The sequence below is a fragment of the Leifsonia sp. NPDC080035 genome (genome assembly GCF_040050925.1).
In the GTDB taxonomy this organism is placed as follows: Bacteria; Actinomycetota; Actinomycetes; order Actinomycetales; family Microbacteriaceae; genus Leifsonia.
The window spans coordinates 3,007,701-3,032,626 of the sequence record NZ_CP157390.1 but is presented as its reverse complement, the minus strand read 5'-3'; the positions used below and the strand labels follow the sequence as shown (position 1 = coordinate 3,032,626).

Here is a 24,926-nt window from a genome sequence, read left to right as displayed (position 1 = left end):
CCTACCTTCCCGTGTGGGCCGTGATGTTCCTGGTGAGCGACAGGTATCCGAGGATGAAGCCGATCCCCCAGCTGAAGTGGATGCAGGGCAAGACTACGAGAAACCAGAGGAACGACGAAAAGCCGTCCCGACGGCCCCAGACCAGCGCGGAGACGACGACGATCAGCAGGTACGCCACCGGGATCGCGAAGCCCCACAGCAGCCAGGGCGCGGCGCCCAGCACCGCCTGGACGATGCCGCCGATGCCGAGCAGGATGCCCACCGCGACCCCGACCACCATCACCGGGGGTGCGAAGTAGCGCAGGCCGTTGGAGGCGGGGAAGCGCCGCGCGAGCTCGCCACGCCACACTCCGGTCGAGACGAACTGCCTGGCCAGGCGATAGAGGTTGGGGCGCGGGCGGTAGGTCACCTTGAGACGCGGAGTGAACCAGACGGTCCCGCCGGTGTGGCGCAGGCGGCGGTTCAGCTCCCAGTCCTGGCCGCGCTTGATCTCCTCGTCGAACAGCCCCACCTCGAGCAGGCGGTCACGACGGAACACCCCGAGGTAGACGGTCTCCGCGGGGCCCGCCTCGCCTCCGACGTGCAGCTTGGTGCCGCCGAGCCCGACGCGGCTGCCGTAGGCGCGCGCGACGGCCTTCTCGAACGGGGTCGTGCCCTGCGCATCCATCAGACCGCCGACATTGTCCGCGCCGGTCTCGAGGATGGTCTCCACGGCGATGCGCGCGTAGTCCGGCGGCAGGACGCTGTGCGCATCCACCCGGATCACGATGGGGAACCGGGACTGGCGGATCGCGAGGTTCAGCCCGGCCGGCGTCGACCCGATCTCGTTGTCGACGACGCGGATGCGCGCGTCGACCGCCGCGAGCTCCTCGACCAGCTCCGTCGTGCCGTCGATGCTCGGGCCGAGCGCGATCGTCACCTCGAACGGACCGGTGTAGTCCTGCCCGAGGAGGCTGTCGACGGCCGCCCTGACATGGGTCGCCTCGTTGAGGACGGGCATCACGTAGGAGACACCAGGGAGGGTGTCTGCACTGTGGTCCGGCATCTGATCCATTCGTCGTCTCGGGTCGCCCCGAGCTTACCAGTCGCCCTCTCACGCCCGCCGTGAGAACGGCGGAAGGCCGCCCCGCGCGCTGCGCGGGACGGCCTTCGGCGGGGCGGAGATCAGTTCGTGGTGAGCGAGCCGAGGGTCACCGTCGCGGTCTTCGTCTGACCGTCGTGGATGTAGGTGATGTCGGCCTTCGCACCGGCGGCCAGCGCCCGCACCTGGGCGGTGAGGTCGGTGGCGTCGGTGATCGGCAGGTCGTTGAAGTTCACGACGACGTCACCGGCCTTCAGCCCGGCGCCGGCGGCGGCCCCGCCGCTCGTGACGCTCTTGATCAGGGCGCCGACAGTGGTGGCCTTGCTGTCCGAGCTGGCGTCGGCGACGGAGGCGCCGAGCAGGCCGTGAGTGGCGGAGCCATTCTTGATGATCTCGTCCGAGACGCGCTTGGCGAGGTCCGACGGGATGGCGAAGCCGACGCCGATGCTCCCGGACTGGCCGCTCGAGGAGCTGCTGCCACCCGCGCTCGCGATCGCGACGTTCACGCCGATCAGCTCGCCCTTGCTGTTCAGCAGAGCGCCGCCCGAGTTCCCGGGGTTGATCGACGCGTCGGTCTGGATGACAGGGAGCGAGATCGTGCCGGACGAGCTCTGCTGCTGGGTGGATCCGTTGCCCTGACCGGGGAAGTCGAAGTTGAACGGGTTCTGCTGGCCGTTGTTGCCGTTGCCGTTGCCGTCGGTCCCGTCGCTCGACTTCGGCGCCGCGGAGGACGCGATGCTGATGGACCGGTTGAGCGCGCTGACGATGCCGTCGGTGACGGTGCCGGACAGGCCGAGCGGCGCGCCGATCGCGACGGTGGTGTCGCCGACGTTGAGCTTGCTGGAATCGGCCCACGCCATCGGCGTCATGCCGGACGCTCCGTCGAGCTTGATCACCGCGAGGTCGGTGGTCGGGTCGGTGCCGACGATCTTCGCCGAGTAGATCTTGCCGTCGTTGTCGGTGACGGAGACGTTGACGTCGGAGGCCTGGCCGTCGAGGGTGACGACGTGGGTGTTGGTGAGGACGTAGCCGTCCGAGGTGAGCACGATGCCGGAGCCGGTGCCGCCCTCGCTCGAGGCGCTCACGTTGATCGTAACGACGCTCGGCGACGCCTTCGCCGCCACGGCGGTGATGGTGGTCGCGTTGTTGGTGTCGTTCACCGTGATGTTCTGCGGGCCGGAGACGGTCTTGATCGTGGCGTTGTTCGACGTGGCCGAGTACAGGCCGATGCCCGCCCCGGCGCCGGCGACGCCGCCGACGAGTGCGCCGATGGCCAGGGTCGCGATGATCAGACCGGTGTTCGTGCGCTTCTTGGGCTTCGCGGGAGCGGCACCGGGCGCTGTGGCGTAGCCGTGCTGCTGCGCGTAGGGCGCCTGGGCGTAGGGGCCGGGCTGACCGGCCGGCTGGCCGAAGGAGCCGTTGCCGTAGTCGGGAGCGCCCGCGTGGCCGGTGGGAGCGCCGTACGGCTGCGGGTGGACAGGCTGGGTCGGCTGCGTGTGGTGGGCAGCGGGCTGCTGCGCCGTCGGCTGGGGCACCGTCGGCTGCTGCGCGGCGGGCTGGGGCACCGTCGGCTGCTGCGCCGTCGGCTGCTCCGCCGCGGGCTGCTGCGCCGGGACGGTCCAGCCGCCGTCGGCGGCGACGGGCTGCTGCGGGGCCGCGGCGGGAGCCGGGGCTGCCGGGGCGGCATCCGCGGCGGGTGCGGGCGCGGCCGGGGCGGCCTCGGCGGCGCGCTCCTCGGCGGGGGTCTGCGCGGGAGCGGCCGCAGCGTCCACGACCGAGTCGGTGTCGGCGTCGTGCTGGGGCTTCGCGGGCTCCGGAGAGATCGGGGTGTCGGTCATGGTGTGGTGCTCCTTCCAAGCACTGACAGCTTGGGATCCAAACCTGGGTGTTCTATTTGCACGTCCTGTGGGCGACCTTCCGCCTCCCGATGACTCTCCATAACGTACCGAATGCATGAGGTGAGAACGAGGGCCTAGGTTGGATCCAGGCGTGCAGGAAGGAGTCGGCATGGCGGTCGGCGGAGCGTGGCGCAGAGCCGCGGCAGGAGCCGGGCTGCTCGGCGCGGACGGTTCGGTGCGGCCGACGATCTTCGCGGAGATGAGCGCCCTCGCCGTCCGGACCGGCGCCATCAACCTCGGGCAGGGCTTCCCCGACGAGGATGGACCCGCCGCGGTGCTCGACGCCGCAGTCGCCGCGATCAGGGGCGGTGACAACCAGTACCCGCCTGGGCCCGGTATCCCGGCCCTTCGCGTCGCCGTCGCCGAGCATCAGCGCCGCTTCTACGGTCTCGAGCTCGACCCCGACCGGGAGGTGCTGATCACCGCGGGCGCGACCGAGGCGATCGCCGCGACGCTGCTCGCCCTGCTCGAACCGGGCGACGAGGTGGTGACCTTCGAGCCGTACTACGACGAATACGGCGCCGTGATCGCGCTCGCGGGCGGCGTGCACCGCACCGTCCCGCTCCAGCTGCCGGACTTCCGTCCGGACCTTCAGCGGCTGCGGGAGACCGTCTCCGACCGGACCCGGGTCATCCTCGTCAACACCCCGCACAATCCGACCGGCGCGGTGCTGGACCGGGAGATCCTGACCGAGATCGTCGCGCTGGCGGACCGTCACGGCGCGATCATCGTCACCGACGAGGTTTACGAGCACCTCACCTTCGGCCCGGCGCACATCCCGATCGCGACCCTGCCGGGAGCCGCCGAGCGGACGGTCACCATCTCCTCCGGCGGCAAGACGTTCAACACGACCGGGTGGAAGGTCGGCTGGCTGACGGCTCGTCCGGAGCTGGTGACGGCGATCCTCGCCGTCAAGCAGTTCCTCACCTACGTGAACGGGGCGCCGTTCCAGCCGGCGATGGCGGCCGGCCTCGCGCTTCCCGACGACTTCTTCACCGGCATCGCGGCGGCGCTCCAGCACAAGCGGGACGTGCTCTCGGCCAGTCTCCGGGCCGCGGGCTTCGCGGTCGCGCCGTCGGAGGGCACCTACTTCGTCGTCGCCGACGCGGCGCCCCTTGGCCACCCGGACGCGGTCGAATTCTGCCGGAGGCTGCCGGAGCTCGCCGGGGTGGTGGCGGTGCCGCTGGCGGCGTTCTGCCGTGACGACTACGCCCGCCGCACGGCGTCCCTCGTCCGGTTCGCGTTCTGCAAGCGCGTCGAGGTGCTCGACGAGGCCGCCCGCCGGCTCGCGGCTCTCGGCGCCTGAGGCGGCCGGTGCCGGAGTCCGCTCACTCGGCGAGGGGCTCGACGCGGTAGCGGCGCAGGGCGAGGGCGGGATTGCGCTCGCGGACCTGGCGCACCCGCTCCGGTGACGCATCCGCCATCGCGACGCCCGTCGTCTCGGCGAGCCCGGCAATGGCGACGCCCATCGGATCGAGGATGCTGCTCGCTCCGATGCCGATCGGCGGCGTGTGATCGGCCGCGGCGACGTACAGCGTGTTCTCGATGGCGCGCGCGGCGAGCAGCGTCGCCCAGTGGTGCTCCTTGAGCGGTCCGCGCACCCACTCGGCGGGGATCGCGACCAGGTCGGCGCCCGCGTCGGCGATGCGCCGCGTCACCTCCGGGAAGCGCAGGTCGTAGCAGGTCTGCATCCCGACACGGAGGCCGTCGACCTCGAACACCTGCGGCATCGCGGTGTCGCCGGGCACCACCCACTCCGACTCGCGGGCGCCGAACGCGTCGTACAGGTGCTGCTTGCGATACGTCGCGACCGTCTCCCCGGTGTCCGACACCGCGACCAGCGTGTTCGCGAAGCGGTGCCGCTCCCCCGTCTGCTCCACGAGCCCGGCGATCGCATACAGCCCGTGCTCGCGGGCGGCGGCGGCGAGGGCGCCGACGAACTCGCCGTCGAGGGGTTCGGCGTTGCGCGCGAAGGACGGCCCCAGCGGGTCCGTGAAGTACGACGCGTACTCCGGAAACACGACGAGGCGCGCACCGCGCTCCGCCGCCACCGCGACGAGCCCGGCGACGATGTCGCGGTTGTGCACCCGGTCGTCGGTGGGCGTGAACTGGGCGACGGCGACGAGGGTCATGACGAACGCTCCGCTCCCGGGACGGCCTCGGCGACCGGGCGGGGCGTCTCGATCGGAAGCCGGAGGCTGATCGACGTGCCGACGCCTTCCTCGCTCGCGATGTCGAGCCGGCCGCCGTGCGCCGTCACGATCGCCTTGGTGATGGTGAGCCCCAGGCCCACGCCCGGCACCGCGTTGCGGGTCGCGGTGGAGGCGCGGAAGAAGCGCTGCGACAGCTGGCTGACCTCGACCGCGGGGATCCCGATGCCGGTGTCCGTGACCGCGATGACGGCCTCGTCGCCCTGGCGGGAGAGGGACACGGTCACCGTGCCGCCGGACGGCGTGAACTTGAGCGCGTTCGAGACGAGGTTGTCGACCGCCTGGCCCAGCCGGACCTGGTCGCCGCGCACCTCCACCGGCTCGTCGGGAACGTCCGAGACGAGAGTCACCCCGGCGCTCGACGCGACCGGCGTCGCAGACTCGACGGAGGCCGCGACGACCCCGCGCAACTCGGCGTCCGTGATGTCGATCGGGAAGCGTCCGGACTCCACCTGGGCCGTGAACAGCAGATCGCCGACCAGCCGAAGCAGCCGGTGCGCGTTCCGCTCCGCGACGCCGAGGTACTGCAGTTGCTCCTCCGAGAGCGGCGCCTCCTCGTCGTCGCGCATCAGCTCGAGGTAGCCGAGGATCGAGCTGAGCGGCGTGCGCAGCTCGTGCGAGATCAGCCCGACGAACTCGTCCTTCAGCCGGGCGAACTCGCGCGCCTGCGTCATGTCGGTCGCCACGAAGATGAAGCCGACCCGGTGGCCGTTCTCGTCGAGCCGCGGCGTCGCCGCCACCTGCACGGCGACGTGCTTGCCGTCGGCGCGCACGTACGTCCAGTCGCGCACGTCCGCCGAGCCCGCGCGCACGGTGTCCACCAGCGCGGAGAAGTCGTCGGCGCTGGCGACCGTCGTGAAGCGCGCGTCCATCTCCCGGAGCCGGTCCTCGAGCTCCGACTCCAGATGGAAGTCGATGACGTGCCTGCCGCCATCGACCACCTGCTTCTCGGTGAGGCCGAGCATCTTCTCGGCGCCCGGGTTCCACACGTCGATGAGGCCGTCGAGGTCCGTGCCGATCACGGACTGCTCGGTGACGGCGTTCCAGATGCTCTGGATGAGGCGGTTCGCGGTCCGCAGCCGCGCCTCATTGAGCACCAGCTCGTCCTGCGCCCGCACGGCCTGCGCGAGCAGCTGTTCGCGCTGCTCCGCCTCCGCCTTCGACGCGGCGAGCTGTTTGCGCAGCCGGTGGGCGATCTCGTTGATCACGCCCGCGAGCACGAGGTAGATCACCGGGGAGAACAGGGCGCGCACGAGGTCCACCGGTGAGGTCGCCACATTGGAGACGACGACGGGCGCGAGCAGCACGAGGAACATCCCGGCCGCGGCGACCAGGATGTTGTACCGGCCCTCCTCCGTCGCGATCCAGATGAACGGGAGCAGCAGCACGACCGCGATCGGCGAGGAGCCGCTACCGGTCCCCAGCCGCAGGAACCCGATCGCGATCAGCGCCAGCACCGGCACCACGAGCGGCCAGGCCGCCGCGGTGCGCCGCCACGGGACGGCGAGCGCGAGGACGACGGCGAGCGCCATCAGCACGAGGGAGGTCACCAGGTAGACCGGCGTGATCACCAGGGCGACCCCGGGCACCAGCTCGACGCCCAGCGCCAGAACGTAGCCGATCAGCGTCGGGATCAGCTTCATGAAGACGGACGGCGAGTCGATCGGCAGGCGGCCGAACCAGCGGTCGAGGGTCATACCGGCTCCCCCACGGCGAGCATGTCGCGGATGCGCTGCGCGAGCACCCGCGGGCTGAACGGCTTGATGATGAAGCTGTCCGACCGGTCGGCGACAACCCCGTGATCGGTGAGCAGCTGCACGGATGCGGACACCATAAGGATGAGCGTTCCGCTGGTGGCCGCGTCCTCGCGGATCGCGTCCGCCACCTCCACTCCGTTCATGCCCGGCATCGAGATGTCGAGCACGACGAGGTCGACGTCTCCCGAGCGGACCGCGTCGAGCGCGGCCCTGCCGTTGTCGACGGCGGCAGCGATCTCGACTCCGGCGCGGCCGGCGGCGATCACCATCAGACCGCGGATGTCGTCGTCGTCATCGGCGATCACGACGCGTTTCGCGCGGTCGGTCACGAGAAGAACACCACACGCACCACGACGATCGCCGCGATCACCACGAGGGCGATGCCGGCGTAACCGACCAGCCGGAACTCCCAGCGCCGGTTGTCCTCGATCTCGCGCTGCAGCTCCTCGCGCTCAGCACGGTTCAGCTCGACGGGGCTCATCCCTCTCCCTCCCGCTCGGGGTGCGCCGCGACGGCGTCCCTGAGCACCGTGGCGACGCGGTCGTACCGCCCGACGTCACCGGCGACGTGGCTGTCCGTTGACGCAACGATACGCGCCCCCGCGGTGAGCAGGGCGCCGACGGCGGCGGGGCCGGGGCATCCCCACTTCTCGTTCACCTCGACGATGGTCCCCGTCGCGGCCGCGGCTCCCGCCCAGGCGGCGAGCCGTTCTGCACCGAGCTGCTCCTCGGCGAGGCCGACCTTGGGCAGGATCGAGAACCAGTGCGCGAGCTGCGCGCTCGGGGTCCGCTCCATCGCCCGGATGCTCGCGGTCACCAGCAGGTCCAGGGCGTCGTCCGCCGAGAGGCCGGCGGCAAGCTCGTCGCGCGTGCGCTCGGGCGACCACGGGCCGTCCGGGCCGGGGAACTGGTGGTCCCCAATGACGACGGCGTCCACTCCGCCCTCACCGATCGCGAGCAATCGCGGCGTGTCCACCGCCCCCGAGGCGTCGAGGAGCTTCGCCTCCACTCCCGTGAGCACCGTGAGGCCGTCCGGCACCGGCTCCAGCGCCACCGCGGCCAGGAACTCGGGCACCCACGTCGTCGAGGCACGGACGTGGTCCGTCAGCCGGATGCGGCGGAGACCCGCCGCCGTCGCGGCCGCGATGTTCTCGCCGATCGTGCTGCGCGCGTCGTCCGAGAACGTGGAGTGCACGTGGAAGTCGCCGAGCAGCAGATCGTCCATGTCGACGGCCGCGGTCACTCCTCGAGGCCCTCGGAGTGCGCCGCGTTCTCGGACACCAGCACGTCGCCGGGATCGAGGAAGACGTCCTCGAGGAAGCGCACGTTCGCGAGCTCGGCGAAGTCGACCGACGACGGAACCGGGCGGCCAAGCACGAGGTCGAGGAGCAGGGAGGGCATGTCGACACCCGCGGCGATGGTCAGCGGCATCGCGCCGGGGAACCGCGGGTTCACCTCCAGCAGCGCGGGGACGCCGTCGACGCTGTAGCGCAGCTGCACGTTGGCGACGCCGGTCAGCCCGATCGCCCGGGCGACCGCTGCAGCGGTGTCGGAGAGCTCCGCCCTGCGCACCGTGCGACCGGCGATCGAGACGCCGGAGTCGACGCGCTCGCGCGAGCGCGGAACCGCCGCGATCACCGTGCCGTCGAGCCCAGCCAGCACATCCACCGAGAACTCCTCCCCCGGCAGGTTCTCCTGGATCAGGATGCTCTCGTCCTCGCCGAGCGCCTCCAGGGCTGCCCGGTCGGCGATGAGGCGGACGCCGCGGGAACCGGCCCCGCTGCGCGGCTTCACGATCACCGGGAAGGTCCAGTCCTCGCCGACGCCGGCACGGTTCAGCAGGCGGGTGCGCGGGATGCGCGCCGCGCCCTCCACGCGCTCGGCGAGCCGGAACTTGTCCAGGCAGGTCACGAGCGTCTCGTGGCTGGGGGCGGCGAGGGCGGTGCCGACGGCGGACAGCTCGTCGCGGCGGGCGGCGAGGCCGGGCAGCTCGACATCGACCGTGGAGTACAGCACGTCGATGCGGTCGTCGCCGCACATCCCGATCAGCTCGTCGACGAACGTCTCGGAGCGGCCGGCCGGCACGATCCGCCTGCGCGACTCCGGCACCAGGTAGAGCCCGCTCGCCCAGCCGTCCATGTCGGCGGCGAACACGTCGACGTCGGCGCGGGCGAGCAGCGAGCGGATGACGGCGATGCCCGCCGGTCCTCCCGCCCCGGTCACGAGTACGCGGGTGAGGGTGTCGGTCATTCCTGGGTCCTCCGGAGTCGGGCCTCGGTCTGGATGGCCGAGGCGGGGACGGAGATGTCGGCGGTGTCCCGCATCACCTCCAGCGGTTCGCAGTTGGTGCCGCCGCCGAACCGCGACCAGTAGCGCGCGGTCGCCAGCACGAAGTCGTGCTCGAGGTAGCCGCGCAGCTCGGTCTGCGAGCGGAAGCAGTCGATCAGGCGCAGCTTGGCCTCGGTGAAGCCGTCGATCGGGACGAACCGGGTGGGCCGGAAGTCGATCGTCGCCGACGGGCTCTGGAAGCAGCACACCGTCCGCACGCCCCGGGTGGCGACGTTGACGGCGGCGTGGACTGCCCGGTGGTCCTGGTGCCGGTCGTGAGCGGAGTGGGTGTAGACGATGTCCGGCTTCACCTCTGCCACCACCCGCTCGATGATGCCGACGGTCGGGTCGGCGGCGGAGATCCTGGTGTCCTCGAGGTCCTCCAGGAACAGCCGGGCGCCGAGCAGCTCGGCGGCCGCGAGCGACTCGTGCTGGCGGTCGTCGGCGTCGCCGCCTCGCGCTCCGCGGGAGAGGGTGAGGATGACGACCTGGTTTCCGGCGTCCCTGTGCGCGGCGAGGATGCCGCCGACCCCGATCTCCACGTCGTCCGGGTGGGCGCCGATGGCCAGAACCACCTGCTGCCGCTGCGAGGCGCGCTTCGTCCTGCTCTCCTCGGCGAGCCGGGTGACGATCGAGACGAGCTCGGCCGACGCGATCGGCTTGGTGAGGAACTCGTCGGCCTGGGCGCGCAGCGCCGACACGGCGTAGTCCACCGAGACGTGCGCGGTCATCACCACGACGGGCATCCCGGGGTGGCTGCTGCGGAGTTCGCGAAGCAGGTCCAGGCCGGAGATGCCCGGCATCTCGATGTCGGTGATCACCACGTCCGGCCCGAACTCCGCGATGGCGTTCAGCGCGATCGACGGATCGGTGACCGCGACGACCTGGGCGTCCGCGCGCTTCTCCAGGACGGTCTTCATGTAGAACGCGACGTCCGGATCGTCCTCGATCACGCACACGCGGTACTTCTGAGCGGAACTGGCCATACGCTTCCCCTACGTCTCTTCGACGACTCTACTGGGACGCCCGGTTCACACGCCCGGACGCGCCATGACGCGCCCGGGCTCCGGCCTCGATTTCCACCGCCCCCGGAACCCGTGCTAGAGTCATTTCTTGTGCCGCGGGGTGGAGCAGCTCGGTAGCTCGCTGGGCTCATAACCCAGAGGTCGTAGGTTCAAATCCTGCCCCCGCAACCAACAGGCCCGGACTCCGGGGAGAAATCCCCGGGGTCCGGGCCGATTTTTGTCCCCGGAGGAAGATGGGCGAGAGCCTCGACGGCGGCCGCGTCGCAGCCGTGTGGGAGGAGCATCCCACCTGGGCGCTGCTGCGCAGCTACAACGGTCGCTGGGTCCTCCCCCTGTTCTCACAGCACCTGGAGCACGCCGACGGGCCGGTGTCGGCGGACTGGTTCCACCAGAAGGTGGCGGACGCGCTCGACGCGGTGGATGCGGACGCGGCCGACGCGGCCGACGACGCCGACGTTGCGGAGGCCGGGCGCACGACGCCCGCCGAGTACTGCCGCAGCTGGGTGGACAGCCGCTGGCTGATCCGCTCGCGCCCCGGCAATCGTGACGACCGCGCCCAGTACCGGCTGTCGCAGTACGCGCTGCAGGCGCTGCGCATCGTCCGCGAGCTCGCCGAGCCGGACACCGCCGTGTCGGAGGCGCGGTTCGCGAGCATCGCCCACGCCGTCCACCAGCTCGCCGGGCTCACCGACCCGACCGCCGAGTCCCAGCTCTCGCGCATCGACGACGAGATCGCCGCGCTGCAGCGGCGTCGCGCGGAGATCGTCGAGCACGGGGTGTCCGACGTCTCGCCGGAGGCCGTGAAGCGGCAGGTGCGCGAGGTGCTGCGGCTGACCGCATCGCTGCCGGAGGACTTCCGCCGGCTGGGGGCGATGGTGGAGCAGCGCCACCGGGAGGTGGCGCGCATCGCCTCCACACAGCAGGTGGGCAAGGGCGCCATCGTCGACCAGTTCCTGCGAGACAACGACCTGCTGGAGCAGACGCCGGAGGGACGCGCCTACCGCGGGTTCGCCGCCATGCTGTCCTCGCGCGAGCTTGAGGGGATGCGCGCCGACATCGAGCGCGTGCTCGCCCGGCCGAGCGCGGCCGAGCAGCTCAGCGAGCGGCAGCGCGGGGCGCTCGAGACGCTCATCACCTCCCTGCTCGCCGAGGAGCAGGCGGTGCAGGAGACGTACGTGCGCTGGACATCGTCGCTGCGCCGGTTCCTCAGCCGCAACGGATCGGAGAAGCACGCGCGGCTGCTCTCGCTCGCCGAGCGGGCGCTGGCCGCCGGCGCGCTCTGGGCCGAGCGGCGCCCCGGTCCGGTGCTGACCGACGAGGACGTGCTCGGGATCGGCGGCTGGGGCCTGGTGGACGTGACCCAGGCGCAGCTCTGGCGCGACCGCGGGCGACCGGAGGTCGGCATCGCGATCACCGAGAACGACGACCCGCTGCCCGAGACGGACCGGGAGGCGCTGCGGCTCGCCGTCGAGACCAGCGCGGCCGCGGTGCGCGAGCGCGTCGGCGAGCTGCTGCGCGACCGCGAGACCGTGACCGGGGCGGAGGTCTACGCGGCGACGCCGGACGAGTTCCGCCGGCTCGGGCTCGCGGTGAGCCTCATCGAGCTCGGAGCGGAGCTCGGCGCCGTCTCGGAGGGCGTGCAGACCGTGCCGCTCGCGGTCGGCGACGAGACGCGCGAAGTGACCATGCCGCTGCTCGTCTTCGGACGGGATGCGATCGAACAGGAGGAACGGTGACGGACACGCTGGAGGCTGAAGCGGAGCGGGAGCGGCGCGAGGCCGACTCCGACGCGTTCGGTGACGCGGTGCGCGACGAACTGCCCAGGGAGGCGCGGACCGCTCTGGTCACCCTGCTGACGAGCCGCTTCGTCACGCGCACCAAGCAGCCCGACGTCTGGCGCGCCCTGCTCGACCACGAGGACGAGATCCGCGCCCGGCTCGACGAGCTGTTCCTGACGCTCGAGATCGACGCCGACCACGAGGTCGCGTTCAAGCGGCAGAACGGCGACGACGACGCGCCGATCCTGCTGCGCAGGGAGAAGCCGCTGTCCCGCGACGCCTCCCTGCTGCTCGTCCTGCTCCGCCAGGAGCACGCGTACACGGACGCGAGGGATACGGCCGTGACCGTCACCCGCGATCACATCGCCGAATTCCTCGGCCGGTTCCAGGGCGACTCCGCGCACGACGAGGTGCGGGTCGACCGCCGCATCAAGGCGGCCATCGCCGCGCTCGAACGACTGGAGCTGCTGACGCCCGGCACCGACGACCCCGACGTCTACACCGTCTCCCCCGCCGTCGTGCCGCTGATCGGGACCGACGAGCTCGCCCGGCTCGAGCGGATGTTCCTGGCCGCCGCCGGCGAGGATGCGCCCGCCGACGAATCCGCCGACGTCGAGCAGGAGGAGGAGCGGTGACCGACCTTCCCGTGGACGACGGCCTGATCCGTCGCGGCCAGTTCCGCATCGAGCTGGTTCAGTTGCTCAACTGGGGCAGCTACCAGGACATCCACCGGATGCCCGTCGGACGCGGCGGCATCGCCATCCTCGGCCCCACCGGCCGCGGCAAGTCGACCGTGCTCGACGCCATGTCGGCGGTCATCATGCCGAACCCGCAGGAGTTCAACCGCGCGGCGCGCGACGACTCCCGGCAGCGCAGCGAGCGCACCGTCTACAGCTACGCCCGCGGCAAGACCGACGAGGTGAAGGACGCGGGCTCCGACACCACGACCACGCACTTCCTCCGGCCGCTCGGAACCGCCTTCCCGAGCGGAGCGGCCATCACCTGGCGCACGGAGCTCGGCGAGACCATCACCGCGGCCAGGCTCGCCTGGATCGGCCCGGACACCGCGACGCAGGACGAGGTGACGACGGCGACCGTCTACGTGCTCGTCCACGGCGAGTTCCCGCTTGCCCGGCTGAACGAGCTGGTGCCGGAGCCGGGCAGCTCCTCCCCGCTCACCCGGGCCTCGCTCGCCCGTCTCGTCCACCCGGAGCGCGACCTGGTCACCGGGTCGCAGCCGGAACTGCGGGTCCGGCTCTGCGAGGAGCTCGGCATCGGCGGCAGCGACGAGTCGCAGCTGAAGGCGCTCACCCTGCTCCGCCGGGCGCAGGCGTCCAAGGGCGTGTTCTCGATCGACGAGCTGTTCAAGAGCTTCGTGCTGACCGAGCCGCGCGCCCTCTCCCGGTGGGAGACGACGCTGAGCAGCTACCGGGAGGCCTCCGCGCTGTACGACGTGTTCGAGACGACGCGCCGCAAGCTCGACGTGCTGGCCGACGTCCCGTCCCGCGCCGAGCAGTATGCCGCTGCAGCGGAGGACGCGAGCGGCAAGCGCCGCCTGCTGGTCCCCGCCGACGGCGAGCACGACCCGCGTCTGCGCGTCTGGCTGGCGGAGCGCATCCGCGACTGGGTGTCCGGGCAGGTGGACGCGGTGCGCGACGAGAAGCGCGAGCACGAGGCGCAGCGCCGCGTGGCGGAGACCGAGGAGCAGGCGGCGCACCGCGCCCAGCAGGACGCGCTCTCCCGGCTTGCCGAGCGCGGCGGGGACCCTGCGGTCGGCCTGCGCCGCGAGCAGGAGCTGGCGGAGCGCTACCTCGCGACCCAGTCGCGCGAGCGCGCCGCCGCGGACGCGCTGTTCGCGCGCGCCGGCCTGCCCGCTCCCGAGACCGAGTCCCAGCTCGCCGAGCTCGCGAGCCGCGCAGAGCAGCTTCTGGCGTCCGCCGCGACGGACGAGGACGACAAGGCGCGGCGCTACGAGCTCGCCGGCCGGGTGGACGCGGCGAAGCGGGCGATCGCGGCGAAGACCGCGGAGAAGCGCTCCTACGAGCAGCGCCGCAGCAACGTCCCCGCCGACGCCGACGAGCGCCGCAGGCGCATCGCGGCGGGCACCGGAATCGCGCCGGAGGACCTGCCGTACGCGGGCGAGCTGTTCGAGGTCGCGCCTGGTCGCCGGGACTGGACGCGAGCGATCGAGAGCGTGCTCGGCGAGGTGGCGACCCACCTGGTGGTCGACGAGCGCCGTTTCGCGGCCGTCCGCCGGTTCGTGAACGACAACGACATGCGCGGACGCATCGTGCTGGCCGCCGCCGCATCCGGCCGCGCACCGGAACTCGACCCGGTCGAGCGCACCGTCCCCGCGCTGCTGCAGTTCGACACCGGCAGCCCGTACTGGGGCTGGCTGCACGACGAGCTGGTCGCCGACCGCAGCATCCTCTGCGTCGAGTCGCCGGAGGAGCTGGATGCCCCGCGCCCGGCGGGCACGAAGGGCGCGGTCACGCGCTCCGGCATGCGGTCGGCGTCGCGCGACCGGGTGATCAAGGACGACCGGCGCACCGACTCCTGGATCGGCCTCGACAACGCCCCGCGCATCCAGGCGCTCGCCGCCGAGCTCGAGGACCTGGAACGCGAACTCGCCGCCGCGCGGGCGGAGTCGGACGCGGCCGAGTCCGAGCACAGCGCGGCGCGCAGCCGCAGCGAGGCTCTCGCGGCCATCCGGACGGTCGAGTGGGAGTCGATCGATGTGACCGGCGCCCGGCAGCGCGTCGACGAGCTCGCCGCCCAGCTCGAGCGCGTCGCGGTCGAGCATCCCGAGGTCGGCGAGCTCCAGCAGGAGGCGGACCGTCACGACCGGGCGCGCATCGACGCCGCCCGGCGCGGAGCGGCGCTGCAGGCGCGCATCGACGAGCTCGAAGCGCGGCACGGCGACCTGATCGACATCGAGGACAGCATCGCGGACGCCCTCGAACGCAACAGCCCGCTCACCCCCGAGGAGCGCGTGCTGCTCGGGACGCTGCCCTTCGCCGCACCGCGCGAGGCGGCGGACGTCGATCGCCGGTACGCCGAGGCGCAGGCCATCGTGCGCGACCAGGTCGACGGCCACCAGCAGGCGATGGAGCAGCACGAGCGGCTGCTGCTGCTCACCTTCGAGCGCTACCGCGACCTGGACCGCTCCGCCGAGATCGACGCCACCATCGACAGCCTGCCCACCGTGCTCGCCATCCACCGCACCCTGGTGGACGACGACCTGCCGCGGGCGAAATCGGACTGGCTGGCCAAGGCCGGGGCGAGCATGGGCGACAGCCTGCGCGCCCTGCTGACCCAGATCGAGGAGGACGGCCACGCCATCCGGCGCGGGGTCCGGCCGATCTCATCCGCGCTCGCCGGCATCGAGTTCCGCGAGGGCTCGACGCTCGACATCGACCCGCGCCCGGTGTCCAACAGCGACCTGCACGACTTCAAGCGCACGCTGCGCAAACACACCGCAGGTACCCTCGGCACCGACCGCAGGGACGCCGCGGCGATCGAGCGGGACTTCCTGGAGCTGCGCCACGACCTCTCCCGGCTGGAGGAGCGGTCGCGCGCGGGCGAGGCCTGGCGCCGCCGGGTGCTCGACGCCAGAGAGCACTACCAGTTCCGCGCCATCGAGACCCGCACCGACGGCACCCAGGTGGTGCACGAGGGCGTCGCCGGCAAGTCGGGGGGCGAGGGACAGGAGCTGATCGCGTTCGTGCTCGGCGCCGCCCTGCGCTACCGGCTCGGCGACGGCACCGACAGCGTTCCGACCTACGCGCCGATCGTGCTCGACGAGGGTTTCGTGAAGGCGGACAACGAGTACACGGGCCGCGCCCTCGCTGCCCTGCGCGGGCTCGGCTTCCAGCTGATCGTCGGCGCGCCCCGCGACAAGGTGAACGCGTTCGAGGAGCACGTGGAGTCGGTGGCCTACGTCACCGGGGACCCGGCGCGTCCCGGCCTCTCCCGCATCTACTCGCTCAGCATCCGCGAGGCACTGGAGGGCGACCGGCTCGGGGTGCTGACGGCGTAGACCGGAGCGCGGGCGCCCGCGCTAGCGGAAGCGCACTTCGTCGAGCTCCACGATCTCGACGCCGGCGGCGGCCAGGTCGAGCTCGACGCGCTCGACGATCGCGGCCGCAGGCGCGTCGTCGTCGTAGGTGGCGTGCGCGCCGGCCGGCACGACGACGTCGAAGCCGCGCTCCAGCGCGCCGACCGCTGTCGCCTGCACACAGTGCTCGCTCTGGAACCCGGCGACCACCAGAGCGTCGACGCCCATCGCCCGCAGCACGTCCGCCAGTGCCGGGTTCGACTCGAACGTGTTCGGAGCGTCCTTCCGCACGATCGGCTCTCCGGGCAGCGGCCGGAACACGAGCTCCCAGCCCGGGGTCCCGGGCTCGTCGGGGTCGCCGGGCCTGCCGTCGTTCTTGACGTGCACGATCGGCGCGCCGGCATCCCGCGCCGCCTCGAGCAGCGACCGCAGCGTTTCCTGCAGCTCCGCCGCGCCGGCGACAGCGTCCTCCCCCTCCAGCATGTCGCGCTGGACGTCCACCAGGATGAGCCCGTATCCCATGCGCTCCATCATGCGCTCCATTCGCTAGGGTCGTAAGACGTGAGGAGGACCGCGTGGCTGAGGATCACGGCAAGGCGACGCAGGCCGCCGTCCGCGAGCGCAACCTGACGACGGCGCTGCAGCTCGTCCTCTCCGGCGACGGATCGGCCACGCGTGCGGCGATCGCCCGGCGCACCGGCCTCACCTCCGCGACCGTCTCCTCGCTGCTCGCCGGCCTCATCGCCGACGGGCTCGTCGTGGAGGGCAGCCTCGCCGAGAGCACCGGCGGCAAGCGCGCGACCACTCTGCGCGTCGACGCCGACCGTAACGTCCTGCTCTCGGTGATCGTGCAGCCGGGCCTCGTCCGCGGGGCGGTGCTCAACCTCCTGGGCGACGTCGTGGCCACCGTCTCGCAGCGCACGGAGACGCCCGGCGCGCTCGACGACGTCCGCTCGGTCGTCCGCCGGCTCTCCGCAGCGACGACCGCCAGGGTGGCCGCGGTCGGCGTGCAGGTCCCCGGCATCGCCGACGGCGGCCTGATCCGCGAGAGCGTGCAGCTCGGCTGGGTGGATGTCGACCTCGGCAGGGAGCTGTCCGGCATCGTCTCCGCGCCCGTGCACCTCGTCAACGACGCGGACGCCGAGGCCATCGCCGACTACGCCGTCTCGGACGAGTTCGGCGCGAACCAGCTCTTCGTCTCCCTCTCCACCGGGGTCGGCGCCGCGGTCATCGTCGACGGCGACGTGCTCGCGGGGGCCGCGCACCGCGCCGGCGAGATCGGCCACGTCCCCGTGCTGTTCGGCGACGACGCCCCGGTCTGCGCGTGCGGGAACCGCGGCTGCCTGGAGGAGCTGGTCTCGGTGACGAGCCTGCTCGGCCTCCCGCACGGGACGGACCTGGAGTCGGTGGACGTCGCGGCGCTCGCGGTGCAGCCCGAGTCGCGGCAGCGGATCGCGGAGGGCGCGCGCATCCTGGCCAGGGCGCTGCTCATGCTCGGCGCGGCACTGGACGTCCCGAACGTCGTCCTCGGCGGCGCCGCCCCCAAGCTCGGGCCGGAGTTCATCGCGCACCTGCGCTCGGAGGCGGCACGGCATCCCGTGCGCGCGGCCATGCCGCTCAGCTTCCGCTACGCGAAGACGGCGCTGGAGCAGCCGTTCCGCGGGGCGGCGCAGTACGCGCTGCAGTCGACGCTCGGCGTCAGCTGGGCTCGCTGAGCAGGCGCAGCAGCGCCGCGCCGCGCTCACGGTCGAGTCCGAAGGTCGAGACGTCCGCGTAGCGCGGGTCCGGGTCGTCGCCGAGATCGACGACCAGTACGCGCGGGCAGGACGCCCTGACCGCGTCGACGACCGCCCGCGACCAGCCCTCGGAGCCGATGTCGGCGCCGAGCACGACGACGGGGGTGCCGGTCGCGAGCACGAGGTGCGGGTCGTCCCCGGGACCGGCGACCACCTCGGGATTCCGCGACCAGCTCGCCGCCGACGCCGACCCCGGCTCCGCCCACGCCTCCGCGAGCGTGTACCAGCGAGGCACGCCGAGCCGCTCGTTGCCGATGCTCTCCAGGCGCACGACCGTGCACCGGACGCGCACGTCCGGCAGCACGTCCCGCACGCCGGACGCGAACAGGAACCCGGCCGCCTCCTCGGCGATCGGATCGGTGCGCGGCCGGTCCGCGAGCAGCGTCATCAGGACACCCCCAGCTGGGCGGAGAGCACCATCACCACACAACCGCGCAGCACGATGTCCCGCCCCTGGCTCGTCATCCGGATCGTCGCGTCGGAGTGGAAGCCGGCCATCGTCCGGTTCAGCAGCGTCTCGCGGAGGGCGTCGATCACGGTGCCCGCCAGCAGGCCCTCCGGGCCGCTCAGCACCACCTCCGACAGGTTGAGCGCTCCGACGATCGGCGCGAGGGCGACGCCGAGCCGCTGCCCCGCCTCGCGCAGCACCGGCTCGGCGGGACGGCCGGCCGCCAGAGCGTCCGCGACCCGCGCCTCCAGCCGTGGGACCGCCAGCCACGCCTCCAGCACCTTCTCGCGGTCGTACGGCGCCTCGGCGCCGTCGTCGGTGCCGACCATCACCTGGCCGATCTCGCCCGCCGCGAACCGGCTGCCGAAGACGAGGGCTCCGGCGACCAGAAGGCCGGAGCCGACACCGTGTCCCACCTTCACCAGCATCATGTCGCCCTGAGCGTCGGCGAAGCCGTGCTCGGCGAGCACCGCGACGTTGGCGTCGTTCGCGACGAACACCGCGAGGCCGGTGCGCTCGGCGATGCGACGCTGCAGCGGGACATCGCTCCAGCCGAGGTTCGGGGCCGCGGCGACCGTCCCGCTCGCGTCCACGATGCCCGGTGAACCGATGCCGATACCGAGGATGGGAGCGCTCGCCTTCTCGATCAGCGTGTCGACGAGCGCGAGCACCTTGGCGGTCGCCTCCTCTCCCCTGCTGCCGGCGAGGGCGACCTCCGCCGTCTCCAGCAGCCGGCCGTCGATGTCGAGGACCGCTCCGCGGAACACGCTGTGCTCGCTCAGGTCGACGCCGATGATCTGGGCCGCCGCACGGTTGACGTCGAGCAGGACCGCCGGCTTTCCCGGCCGGGCGTCGTCACGCTGACCGAGCTCGATCACCAGCCCCTCGGCGATCAGCTCGCCGACGAGGTCGGAGATCGTGACGCGCGTGAGACCCGTCTCCCTGGCGAGGTCGGCACGGGATGCGCGGCCCTCACGGTACAGCGACTGCAGCACCAGAGAACGGTTGTGGTGGCGCGCGTGCTCGGGCAGGACCTTGCTGCGCGGACGGAGCGCGCGGCCGGGAACCATCGCGCCGTCCCCCGGCGCCGGACGGGGCTCGGTGGCGATCTGGCGCCGCGCTTCGTCGATGAGCATGTTTGTTAGTAAAGTAGACAATCAAAGTCTGCGCAAGACGTTCGGGCTTCTTTTTCGCACTGGAACGCTCTCCGCGGTCTTCGTGCCGGCACTTCGCACGGCCGCCGAGCATACGAAACGGCCCGCACCGAGCGGTGCGGGCCGTTTCGTCTGACGAGAGCTACTTCTTGGGGGCCGTCGAACCGCTCCCCTCGGCGGCGAGTGCGGCCGCCAGCGCCTGCTGGAGCTTCTGGTCCGCGACGCCGTACGCCGCCCAGTCACCGGCCTTCAGCGCCGCCTGGCGGTCGGCGAGCGCCTGCTTGGCCTGCTGCAGCGCCTGCTGCAGGGCCGCGTTGTTCTGCTCGCCGCCCGTGGAGCCGGAACCGCCGCCGGTCGAGCCTGAGCCGCCCGAGCCGCCCGTGCCTCCCGAACCGCCGGAGCCGCCGGAGCCGCCGGTGGACGGGACGTTGTTGTCGCCGGCCGTCGCTCCCGAGTCGCCGCCGAACAGCTGGTCCAGCGCCTGGTCGAGGGTGTCCTCGAAGGCGATCTGGTCGCCGAAGGAGACCAGCACCTTCTGCAGCAGCGGATAGCTCGTCTCACCCGTCGACTTGACGTACACCGGCTGCACGTAGAGCAGGCCGCCGCCGACCGGCAGCGTGAGCAGGTTGCCGTTGATGATCTCGGTCTTGCCCTGTCTCAGCAGGTTGAGCGCCTGAGAGACCGCCGGGTCGGAGTCGAAGTTGTTCTGCACCTGACCGGGCCCTGGCACCGTGTCGCTCGATGGAAGCGACAGGAGCCTGAGCTTGCCGTACCCCGAGGCGACCTTCCCCTTCGACGCCCCGGCGTCCGCGTCCACCGCCAGATAGCCCTTCAGCACCGATCTCGACGAGTCGCCCGCCGCCTGCGGGATGAACGTGGAGTACAGCGAGAACGTCGGCGACTCCTGGCCGGGCATCTGCATCGTCAGGTAGTACGGCGGCTGCAGCGTCGGATCGCTCGGCGACGACGTGGGGTCGTTCGGGGTGGTCCAGGCGTCCTCACGCGAGTAGAACGAACCGGCATCCGTCACGTGGTACTGGCCGAGCACCGAGCGCTGCACCTTGAACAGGTCCTGGGGGTAGCGGACGTGGCTGAGCAGCTGGGCGCTCATGTCGCTGACCGGCTTGACCGTGGTCGGGAAGATCTTCTGCCAGGTCTTCAGGATCGGGTCCTTCGCGTCCCACGCGTACAGCGTGACCGAGCCGTCGTAGGCGTCGACCGTCGCCTTCACCGAGTTGCGGATGTAGTTGATGTCGTCGAAGGCGTACGCCGGCTTCGGCGTCTCGGTGTCCGCGATGGCGTCGGTGAGGCTTCCCACGTGCGAGTACGGGTACTGGTCGCTGGTCGTGTAGCCGTCGATGATCCACTTGATGCGGCCGTCCACGACCGCCGGGTAGGCCTGCGAGTCGAGCGTGAGGTACGGCGCCACCTTCTGAACGCGCTTGATCGGGTCGCGGTCGTAGAGGATCTGCGAGTCGCTGTTCACCGCGTCGGAGAGCAGGATCTGCTCGTCCTGGAACTTGAGCGCGTAGACGAGCCGGCTGAACACGTTGTCCAGCTTCGGACCGCCGTTGCCGCTGAAGGTGGTGTACGTCTGCTGGGCGTCGTTCTCGCCGCCCGGGTAGTCGAGCTCGACGGACTTGCTGCCCTTCGGCGCGCCGACGATCGAATAGGTCGGCGACTTCTGGCCGAAGTACACGCGCGGCTCGTACTCGCCGAGGTTGCCCTGCACCGGGATGCCCGACTCCATGAACACGGGCTGGCCGTCGCTGGAGCGCTGGTTGCCGTACGCGGCCACCAGTCCGTAGCCGTGCGTGTACACGACGGTGTCGTTGAACCAGCTGCGGCTGGTGAGGCCGTCCTGGTTGAGCTCGCGGACGGCGACCACCGCATCCTGCTCGTTGCCCTTGACCTCGTAGCGGTCGACGTTGAGGTTGCGCGGGAACGAGTAGTACTGCCGGAACTGCTGCAGCTGCTGGAACGACGGGCTGACGACGGCGGGGTCGATGATGCGGATCTGCGCGGTGGTCTGGGCGTCCTTGCGGAGCGCGCCCGGCTGCGCGTCCGTCGTGGCGTTGTACGGGATCACCTGGATGTCGCTCAGATCGTACGCATCCCGGGTCGCGTTGATCGAGTCCTGGATGTACGGCGTCTCGAGCGTCTTCTGGCTCGGGTCGACCTGGAACTTCTGGATGACCCACGGGTACACCGCGCCGACGACGATCGCCGCGACGATCAGCAGCGCGGTGCCGACGATCGGGAAGCGCCAGCGGCCGACGAACGCGGTGACGATGAAGAGGATCGCGACGAAGACGGCGGCGCCGGCGAGCACGGCCCGCGCGGGGATCGTCGCGTTGACGTCCGTGTACGCGGCGCCGTTCACCAGGTCGTTGACGTTGGAGTCGGTGACGGTCGCGTAGCGGTCCAGCCAGATGCTGATGCCCTGCAGGAGCAGGTAGAGCGCCGCAACGATCGAGATCTGCACGCGGGCGGACTTGGAGATGCGCACCTCGCGCCCGCTGATCCGGATGGAGCCGTAGAGGTAGCAGGTGGCGAGCGTCGCGATCAGCGAGATCAGCACGACGGCCGAGGCGAACCCGACGGCGCTGCGGTAGAAGGGCAGCGCGAACAGGTAGAAGCCGATGTCGAGGTGGAACAGCGGGTCGGTCTTGCCGTAGGACGTGCCGTTCAGCCAGAGCGCCGCGGTCTGCCAGCGGCTGGCGGTGGAGACGCCGGCGAAGATGCCGAACACGATCGGGATGCCGTACATGGCGAGCCGGCGCAGCGGCTCGATGACCTGCTGGTAGCGGTCGAGCTGCGTGTTCAGCTTGGCGTAGACCGGACGCAGCCGGTACGCGAGCTGGATGGACAGCCAGAGCGGCAGCGCCATGCCGAGGAATCCGATGAAGAACATCGCGATGCCCGCGAACCACTGCGTGGTCAGCACGTTCAGGAAGCCGAGCTGCTGATACCAGAGGATGTCCGCATACAGGCCGGCGAAAACGAAGAACAGGATGATGAGAGCGACGATCACCCCCAGGGTGATCCAGACGGCCGCACGACGGCGTCCTGCTGGTCGAACTGCAGCTGTTGAAGTCACGGGTGGCCCTCTTGCTCTCGCGTGGCGGTCAGAGAACCATCCTAGGGTGGCCTCGCTTGGAGAAAGCTGCGCTCCCGCCGCGGGGCCCTTGTGGGTTCGCCGAATGGCCCAGCACCTCCCTGACGCCGGAGATGACCAGCCCCGCCGCGCCCCGCTTCCGCGCCGTCTCCGCTGCACTCTCCGACGGCACGACGTGGGCGAGCACCGGCTTGGACGTCGCCTCGAACGTACGCCAGACCTCGGCGGCGCCGCCGTAGTCCAGCCCGAGCCAGTCCCACAGCTCCTCGGTGCGGCCCAGCAGGTCGGGGTCCGCCTGCACCTCACTCGCGTAGTAGTAGCCCCAGGTCCGGTAGCCGTGCGCGGTGGCGGCCTGCGCCCACTCGGCGGACGTGCAGTATCCCTTCGCGACGAACGTGCGCTTCGGGGTCGGCGACGCGGCCATCATGGCGAACAGCTCGTCGAAGTGCGAGCCGGGCACGACCTTCGGGTCGACGAAGATCGCGTGCGTCGCCGCATACGCCGTCACGAGCTCCTCGAAACGGAGGTACGGCTGCGCCGGCTGCGACGGGTCGGTCGTCCCCTTGGCACCGATCCGGTGCCGCCGGATCTCGTCCCAGGTGTGCTCGGATGCCACGAACCCGCTGGTCCCGGACGTGCGGTCGAGGGTGGCGTCGTGCAGCCCGAACCACACGCCGTCGGAAGAGCGGGCGAGCGAGATCTCCAGCGCGTCCACCCCGAGCCCGACCGAATTCCGATAACCGAGCATGGACATCTCCGGCCAGTCGAGGGAGCCGCCGCGGTGCGCGACCGTGAACACGCCGGAGGCGACGAGCCGATCGGCGAGGACGCCGCTCGCCGGCCCCTCGAAGAGTCTCGGCAGCACCAGCGCGCCGCCGCCGGCGATCGCGACGGCCCCGACGCCGACGGCGCCGCCGATCAGGGCGCGACGGGAGAGCGTGCGACGCGGCTGCTGCTCATCCATCTCGCGCGACCCCGTGTCACGACGCCGGGCAGGTGGGAAGGGACGCCGTGCTTCCGCCGCTGCTCACGGCCTTCAGCGCCTTCAGGGAGTCGCTCAGCGTCTTGACGGCGAAGACGTGCAGGCCGGCCGGGATGTGACCGGTGACCTCGTCGCAGTTGGACGCGGGAGCGAGGAAGTACGACGCGCCGCCGGTGTCGCGCGCCGCGTACATCTTCTGCCGGATGCCGCCGATCGCGCCGATCGTGCCGGCGTTGTCGATCGTGCCGGTCCCCGCGACCCGCTTGCCGCCGTTCAGCTCGCCCGGGGTCAGCTTGTCGATGATGCCGAGCGCGAACATCTGGCCGGCGCTCGGACCGCCGACGTTGTCCAGCTGGATCTTCACGTCGAACGGGAAGGTGTAGTCCATGCCGGCGCCGATGCCGAGCACGGGCTGCCCGTTCGCCTCGGTCGGCGTGAGCGAGACGGTGGATGCGGCGCCGTCGCGGACGATCCCGATCTCCGCCGGCTTGTCCGTTCCGTTCTTCGCGACCAGGGACCGCAGACCCTGGATGCTCTTCACCGAGTCGCCGTTGACGCTGGTGATCTCGTCCCCCTCCTTGAGCACGGCGGCGGCAGGGGTCTTCTCGATCACCTGCTTGACGGCGACCGACTGCGGGAACTCGTAGCCGAGCTGGTTGAGCGCAGCCGCCACCGCGTCCTGCTGCGAGTCGACCATCAGCGCCGCGTTCTGGGCGTTCGACTGCTCGGTCGTCGTGCCCGGAGGGAAGACGGCGTCGATCGGCTGGACGGCCCTGCTCGGGTCGAACCAGGCGCGCACGATCTCGAACCAGCTCGGCCGGGACTCCGGGTTGCCGACGACGGAGACCGTGAGCAGGTCGAGGGAGCCGGAGGTCGGGTAGGTCGTCTTGTCCGGGATCGAGATGAGCGGTTTCGCATCCTTCGACGGGTCGCTGCCGACGCTCTGGTCGGTTCCGAGGGTGTTGAACACCGGTCCCGGCTGTTCGATGACGAACGGAGCGGGTGCGAGTGCCAGCACCAGCGACAGCACGAGGGCGACCGCGACGGCCGCCCAGCCGATGACCACGCGGCGGGGCGGGGCGACCCGTTCGCCGCGTCCTGACGGGCTCGATGGCGTCTCGTCTCCGGTGAAGAGGGTCACGTCTGGTGGGGTCCTTCGCGTCGTGTTCGCCAAGGGCGCACTGCCCGTGAGGCTGCCGGGATGCGATTCCCACCCGGCTCGTGGTTGTCAGCAGCTAGCGTAGATGGCAAGCCTGGAAAGCCGTAATGAAACCGCGGCGCAGACACTTCGAGAC

At 71.4% G+C, this 24,926-nt stretch carries 20 protein-coding genes and 1 tRNA gene; 6 read left to right on the top strand and 15 right to left on the bottom strand.

Annotated elements, in window-relative coordinates:
• Position 1: 1 nt before the first annotated feature.
• On the bottom strand, positions 2–1,045 hold the full coding sequence (locus AAME72_RS14650) for a glycosyltransferase (RefSeq protein WP_348787287.1): 1,044 nt from the start codon (positions 1,043–1,045) through the stop codon (positions 2–4).
• Positions 1,046–1,164: 119 nt separating this feature from the next.
• Positions 1,165–2,919: a trypsin-like peptidase domain-containing protein gene (locus AAME72_RS14645; protein ID WP_348787286.1), complete on the bottom strand. Its 1,755-nt coding sequence runs from the start codon at positions 2,917–2,919 to the stop codon at positions 1,165–1,167.
• A 169-nt stretch (positions 2,920–3,088) separates the two neighbouring features.
• On the opposite strand from AAME72_RS14645, the gene AAME72_RS14640 reads away from it, so the two are divergent.
• Positions 3,089–4,285 carry a pyridoxal phosphate-dependent aminotransferase gene (locus AAME72_RS14640; protein WP_348787285.1) on the top strand — a complete coding sequence of 399 codons (1,197 nt, stop codon included), beginning with the start codon at positions 3,089–3,091 and terminating at the stop codon, positions 4,283–4,285.
• A 22-nt stretch (positions 4,286–4,307) separates the two neighbouring features.
• On the opposite strand, the gene AAME72_RS14635 is transcribed toward AAME72_RS14640, so the two are convergent.
• The 7 genes from AAME72_RS14635 to AAME72_RS14605 are packed head-to-tail and all read right to left on the bottom strand — an operon-like array spanning position 4,308 to position 10,259.
• Positions 4,308–5,111: a carbon-nitrogen hydrolase family protein gene (locus tag AAME72_RS14635; RefSeq protein ID WP_348787284.1), complete on the bottom strand. Its 804-nt coding sequence runs from the start codon at positions 5,109–5,111 to the stop codon at positions 4,308–4,310.
• On the bottom strand, positions 5,108–6,886 hold the full coding sequence (locus tag AAME72_RS14630) for an ATP-binding protein (RefSeq protein ID WP_348787283.1): 1,779 nt from the start codon (positions 6,884–6,886) through the stop codon (positions 5,108–5,110). The genes AAME72_RS14635 and AAME72_RS14630 overlap by 4 nt, the downstream gene beginning before the upstream one ends.
• Entirely contained in the window at positions 6,883–7,275 is a 393-nt protein-coding gene (locus AAME72_RS14625) for a response regulator (RefSeq protein WP_348787282.1), read from the bottom strand. Before AAME72_RS14625 ends, AAME72_RS14630 begins: the two co-directional genes overlap by 4 nt.
• Complete coding sequence (locus AAME72_RS14620; RefSeq protein ID WP_348787281.1) at positions 7,272–7,427, bottom strand: hypothetical protein; 156 nt, start codon at positions 7,425–7,427, stop codon at positions 7,272–7,274. The genes AAME72_RS14625 and AAME72_RS14620 overlap by 4 nt, the downstream gene beginning before the upstream one ends.
• Positions 7,424–8,170 (bottom strand): PHP domain-containing protein, encoded by a 747-nt coding sequence (locus tag AAME72_RS14615; RefSeq protein WP_348790143.1) that lies wholly within the window; start codon positions 8,168–8,170, stop codon positions 7,424–7,426. Before AAME72_RS14615 ends, AAME72_RS14620 begins: the two co-directional genes overlap by 4 nt.
• 14 nt (positions 8,171–8,184) lie before the next feature.
• Complete coding sequence (locus AAME72_RS14610) at positions 8,185–9,195, bottom strand: ATP-grasp domain-containing protein (RefSeq protein WP_348787280.1); 1,011 nt, start codon at positions 9,193–9,195, stop codon at positions 8,185–8,187.
• Positions 9,192–10,259 carry a response regulator gene (locus tag AAME72_RS14605; protein WP_348787279.1) on the bottom strand — a complete coding sequence of 356 codons (1,068 nt, stop codon included), beginning with the start codon at positions 10,257–10,259 and terminating at the stop codon, positions 9,192–9,194. Before AAME72_RS14605 ends, AAME72_RS14610 begins: the two co-directional genes overlap by 4 nt.
• A 133-nt stretch (positions 10,260–10,392) precedes the next feature.
• Between AAME72_RS14605 and AAME72_RS14600 the strand changes: the two genes are divergently transcribed.
• From AAME72_RS14600 to AAME72_RS14585, 4 genes are all read left to right on the top strand, one after another.
• Positions 10,393–10,469 (top strand) — tRNA-Met (locus tag AAME72_RS14600).
• A gap of 62 nt (positions 10,470–10,531) precedes the next feature.
• Positions 10,532–12,034, top strand: a complete 1,503-nt coding sequence (locus AAME72_RS14595) for a DUF3375 family protein (RefSeq protein ID WP_348787278.1) — start codon at positions 10,532–10,534, stop codon at positions 12,032–12,034.
• The gene (locus AAME72_RS14590) at positions 12,031–12,711 is read left to right on the top strand and encodes a DUF4194 domain-containing protein (RefSeq protein ID WP_348787277.1); all 681 of its coding nucleotides are present in this window, start codon (positions 12,031–12,033) and stop codon (positions 12,709–12,711) included. The genes AAME72_RS14595 and AAME72_RS14590 overlap by 4 nt, the downstream gene beginning before the upstream one ends.
• On the top strand, positions 12,708–16,115 hold the full coding sequence (locus AAME72_RS14585; protein ID WP_348787276.1) for an SbcC/MukB-like Walker B domain-containing protein: 3,408 nt from the start codon (positions 12,708–12,710) through the stop codon (positions 16,113–16,115). The genes AAME72_RS14590 and AAME72_RS14585 overlap by 4 nt, the downstream gene beginning before the upstream one ends.
• Positions 16,116–16,136: 21 nt before the next feature.
• On the opposite strand, the gene AAME72_RS14580 is transcribed toward AAME72_RS14585, so the two are convergent.
• Positions 16,137–16,667, bottom strand: a complete 531-nt coding sequence (locus tag AAME72_RS14580) for an isochorismatase family protein (RefSeq protein WP_348787275.1) — start codon at positions 16,665–16,667, stop codon at positions 16,137–16,139.
• A 41-nt stretch (positions 16,668–16,708) separates the two neighbouring features.
• Between AAME72_RS14580 and AAME72_RS14575 the strand changes: the two genes are divergently transcribed.
• Positions 16,709–17,848: an ROK family transcriptional regulator gene (locus tag AAME72_RS14575; RefSeq protein ID WP_348787274.1), complete on the top strand. Its 1,140-nt coding sequence runs from the start codon at positions 16,709–16,711 to the stop codon at positions 17,846–17,848.
• On the opposite strand, the gene AAME72_RS14570 is transcribed toward AAME72_RS14575, so the two are convergent.
• The 5 genes from AAME72_RS14570 to AAME72_RS14550 form a co-directional block, all read right to left on the bottom strand.
• Positions 17,832–18,317: a hypothetical protein gene (locus tag AAME72_RS14570; protein ID WP_348787273.1), complete on the bottom strand. Its 486-nt coding sequence runs from the start codon at positions 18,315–18,317 to the stop codon at positions 17,832–17,834. The genes AAME72_RS14575 and AAME72_RS14570 overlap by 17 nt on opposite strands.
• Positions 18,317–19,513 (bottom strand): ROK family transcriptional regulator, encoded by a 1,197-nt coding sequence (locus AAME72_RS14565; protein ID WP_348787272.1) that lies wholly within the window; start codon positions 19,511–19,513, stop codon positions 18,317–18,319. The genes AAME72_RS14570 and AAME72_RS14565 overlap by 1 nt, the downstream gene beginning before the upstream one ends.
• A gap of 160 nt (positions 19,514–19,673) precedes the next feature.
• A complete protein-coding gene (locus AAME72_RS14560; protein WP_348787271.1) occupies positions 19,674–22,631 on the bottom strand; it encodes a UPF0182 family protein in 2,958 nt (985 codons plus the stop codon).
• Between the two features lie 28 nt (positions 22,632–22,659).
• Entirely contained in the window at positions 22,660–23,613 is a 954-nt protein-coding gene (locus AAME72_RS14555) for a glycerophosphodiester phosphodiesterase family protein (protein ID WP_348787270.1), read from the bottom strand.
• Positions 23,614–23,629: 16 nt separating this feature from the next.
• Positions 23,630–24,772, bottom strand: a complete 1,143-nt coding sequence (locus AAME72_RS14550) for a PDZ domain-containing protein (protein ID WP_348787269.1) — start codon at positions 24,770–24,772, stop codon at positions 23,630–23,632.
• Positions 24,773–24,926 lie beyond the last annotated feature (154 nt).